Below are 3893 nucleotides of genomic sequence, written 5' to 3'. Positions count from 1 at the left end.
GTACCCCGCGGCGTCAAGATCATCGGCGCCGTTCAGCGCTCGACTTTCTTGGCGCCGCAGTTCACCGGGTTGGCGGGTAGGGCGACCATCGTTGGCTGCCAAAGCAAAAGGCCCGCTGGCGAGGAGCCAAGCGGGCCTTTTGATTTGGTTGCGGGGACAGGATTTGAACCTGTGACCTTCAGGTTATGAGCCTGACGAGCTACCGGGCTGCTCCACCCCGCGTCACCTACGAGCAAGCGTTTGCTTGCAACTACGAGCAAGCGTTTGCTTGCGTTCTTGGGCGTAAGCGCAAGCCTATGGATAGGTTGGCCTACAGATAGGTAGACGGCTCACCAAATGAAAGGGCCGCTTTCGCGGCCCGGGGTCCCGTTGGCGGGCCTTTATCGTAGAGAGAAGATGAGAGTTGAACATGCGCTTGGCAGACCTGGCAGCGACCTACTCTCCCGCGTCTTGAGACGAAGTACCATCAGCGCTGGAGCGTTTCACGGCCGAGTTCGGAATGGGATCGGGTGCAGCCGCTCCGCCATAACCACCAGGTCGGCAAAACGCATGTTCAAATCGAGAAGCTTTTTAAAGCGAATAGCCGATAGTGAGTAGCCAATAGGGGACCCTATTTGCTGCTTTCCAAGCTGTTCGCTGGTCTTTGTTGTGCCTTGGATGTTCATTCGGCCCGGCACCCTTCGAAGCGAAGCTTCGCAAGGTCGACCGACCGTCGGCGCCGTTGCGCCGCACCCACGTAGCGCCGCCCGAAGGGCGGAACAAGCGTGAGTGAGAATGGCGACAATCCTTCGGATTGTGCCTTGATGGATATAAGTAATGAGAACGATCAAGCCTATCGAACTATTAGTACCGGTAAGCTTCAAGCGTTGCCGCTCTTCCACACCCGGCCTATCAACGTGGTCGTCTTCCACGGTTCTCAGGGAATACTCGTTTCAAGGTGGGTTTCCCGCTTAGATGCCTTCAGCGGTTATCCCGTCCGGATATAGCTACCCTGCGATGCGGCTGGCGCCACAACAGGTCCACCAGAGATCCGTCCATCCCGGTCCTCTCGTACTAGGGACAGATCCTTTCAATATTCCTACACCCACGGCAGATAGGGACCGAACTGTCTCACGACGTTCTGAACCCAACTCACGTACCGCTTTAAATGGCGAACAGCCATACCCTTGGGACCTGCTCCAGCCCCAGGATGCGATGAGTCGACATCGAGGTGCCAAACAACCCCGTCGATATGGACTCTTGGGGGTCATCAGCCTGTTATCCCCGGCGTACCTTTTATCCGTTGAGCGATGGCCCTTCCACGCGGGACCACCGGATCACTATGACCGACTTTCGTCTCTGCTCGACTTGTCAGTCTCGCAGTCAGGCAGGCTTATGCCATTGCACTCAGCGAACGATTTCCGACCGTTCTGAGCCCACCATCGCGCGCCTCCGTTACTCTTTAGGAGGCGACCGCCCCAGTCAAACTACCCACCATACATTGTCCCGGACCCGGATAACGGGCCGCGGTTAGACATCCATAGTAATAAGGGTGGTATTTCAAGGGTGGCTCCACCTGAGCTGGCGCCCAGGCTTCAAAGCCTACCACCTATCCTACACATGCCACTACGAATGCCAATGTAAAGCTATAGTAAAGGTGCACGGGGTCTTTCCGTCTAACCGCAGGAACCCCGCATCTTCACGGGGAATTCAATTTCACTGAGTCTATGCTGGAGACAGCGGGGAAGTCGTTACGCCATTCGTGCAGGTCGGAACTTACCCGACAAGGAATTTCGCTACCTTAGGACCGTTATAGTTACGGCCGCCGTTTACTGGGGCTTCGATTCAGAGCTTGCACCCCTCCTCTTAACCTTCCAGCACCGGGCAGGCGTCAGACCCTATACGTCGCCTTGCGGCTTCGCAGAGCCCTGTGTTTTTGATAAACAGTCGCTACCCCCTGGTCTGTGCCACCCTCCCTAGCTTGCGCTAAAAAGGGTCACGCTTCTTCCGAAGTTACGCGTGCAATTTGCCGAGTTCCTTCAGCATAGTTCTCTCAAGCGCCTTGGTATACTCTACCTGACCACCAGTGTCGGTTTCGGGTACGGTCTATAAGGAGGAGCTATTTCCTGGAACCACTCCGCTGCCCGTTCAATCCGATAAGATTGGACAACTTGTGTGATCCGTCACTACCTCCAGGCCCACGAATATTAACGTGGTTCCCATCGACTACGCGTTTCCGCCTCGTCTTAGGGGCCGGCTAACCCTGCTCAGATTAACTTTAAGCAGGAACCCTTGGTCTTTCGGCGGGGGAGTCTCTCACTCCCCTTACGTTACTCATGTCAGCATTCGCACTTCTGATACCTCCACCGCCCCTCACGGGTACGGCTTCATCAGCTTACAGAACGCTCCGCTACCGCTCGTGATTGCTCACGAACCCTAAGCTTCGGTGTATGGCTTTAGCCCCGTTACATTTTCGGCGCAAAGACCCTTATTTAGACCAGTGAGCTGTTACGCTTTCTTTAAATGATGGCTGCTTCTAAGCCAACATCCTGGTTGTTTTGGGATCCTCACATCCTTTCCCACTTAGCCATAACTTGGGGACCTTAGCTGTAGGTCAGGGTTGTTTCCCTTTTCACGACGGACGTTAGCACCCGCCGTGTGTCTGCCGACTAGTACTCCCAGGTATTCGGAGTTTGGTTAGGTTTGGTAATCCGGTGAGGACCCCTAGCCCATCCAGTGCTCTACCCCCTGGGGTATTCGGTCGACGCTCTACCTAAATAGATTTCGCGGAGAACCAGCTATTTCCGAGTTTGATTGGCCTTTCACCCCTAGCCACAAGTCATCCCGAACTATTGCAACAGTTATGGGTTCGGCCCTCCAGTAAGTGTTACCTTACCTTCAGCCTGCTCATGGCTAGATCACTCGGTTTCGGGTCTAATGCGACGAACTGAACGCCCTGTTCAGACTCGCTTTCGCTGCGCCTACACCTACCGGTTTAAGCTTGCTCGTCACACTAAGTCGCTGACCCATTATACAAAAGGTACGTGGTCATCCTTGCGGACTCCCACTGTTTGTAGGCAATCGGTTTCAGGTACTCTTTCACTCCCCTTGTCGGGGTGCTTTTCACCTTTCCCTCACGGTACTAGTTCGCTATCGGTCATGCACGAGTACTTAGGCTTGGAAGGTGGTCCTCCCAATTTCAGACAGGATTTCACGTGTCCCGCCTTACTCGAGGACGATTGATCGCATTACGCGTACGGGGCTGTCACCCGCTATGGCCCTACTTTCCAGAAGGTTCCGCTTGTCTCTCAATCGCCACTGGCCTGGTCCGGGTTCGCTCGCCACTACTTCCGGAGTCTCGGTTGATGTCCTTTCCTACGGGTACTTAGATGTTTCAGTTCCCCGCGTTCGCCACTTTATCCCTATGGATTCAGGATAAGTTACCTATTAGCGATACTTGGAAACCACAGCAGCAGATTGCTCCGCTGCTCTGATTTTCCAAGTACCTTAGGTGGGTTTCCCCATTCGGAGATCTACGGATCAAAGGGTATTCGCACCTCCCCGTAGCTTATCGCAGCGTATCACGTCCTTCATCGCCTGTGCATGCCAAGGCATCCACCAATTGCCCTTAAGACACTTGATCGTTCTCATTGCCAATACCCATCACGCAATCCCGAAGGGATTGTCGTTCAAGCCAAACCCCTTACGAGATTAGCTAAGCGCGATCCCGAAGGGATCGTCGCCTCGAACCAGATCCTGTGCGGGATCCGCTTCAATGGAATTGGCACAAAAAGACCAGCTTCTCGAGATCCGTTCGAGGGCGCGGTTAGGCAAACCCATCATAGGCAAGGGATTGAGCGTCCCTTGCGACAAATCATTGGCCCTTGCGGACCCATGAAGTTCGAACAAATCTT

The 3893-nt window shown here is 54.4% G+C and carries 1 protein-coding gene, 1 tRNA gene and 2 rRNA genes (1 of these 4 cut by a window edge); 1 reads left to right on the top strand and 3 read right to left on the bottom strand.

The window, feature by feature from the left end; translation table 11 throughout:
- Window positions 1–145: 145 nt before the first annotated feature.
- From EOA27_RS17295 to EOA27_RS17285, 3 genes are all read right to left on the bottom strand, one after another.
- Window positions 146–222, bottom strand: a tRNA-Met gene (locus EOA27_RS17295).
- Window positions 223–422: 200 nt separating this feature from the next.
- Window positions 423–537, bottom strand: a 5S ribosomal RNA gene (gene rrf, locus EOA27_RS17290).
- Window positions 538–822: 285 nt separating this feature from the next.
- A 23S ribosomal RNA gene (locus tag EOA27_RS17285) occupies window positions 823–3622 on the bottom strand.
- Between the two features lie 251 nt (window positions 3623–3873).
- Here EOA27_RS17285 and EOA27_RS17280 point away from each other — a divergent pair.
- Window positions 3874–3893: the start of a hypothetical protein gene (locus EOA27_RS17280; protein WP_126081097.1), read on the top strand. The gene runs 172 nt beyond the window's last position; 20 of the gene's 192 nt are visible here — the first part of the coding sequence; the start codon lies at window positions 3874–3876; the stop codon falls past the right edge of the window.

Origin of the sequence: Mesorhizobium sp. M2A.F.Ca.ET.037.01.1.1, assembly GCF_003998075.1 — a bacterium.
In the GTDB taxonomy this organism is placed as follows: Bacteria; Pseudomonadota; Alphaproteobacteria; order Rhizobiales; family Rhizobiaceae; genus Mesorhizobium.
This window is presented reverse-complemented; position numbering and strand designations above follow the sequence as displayed.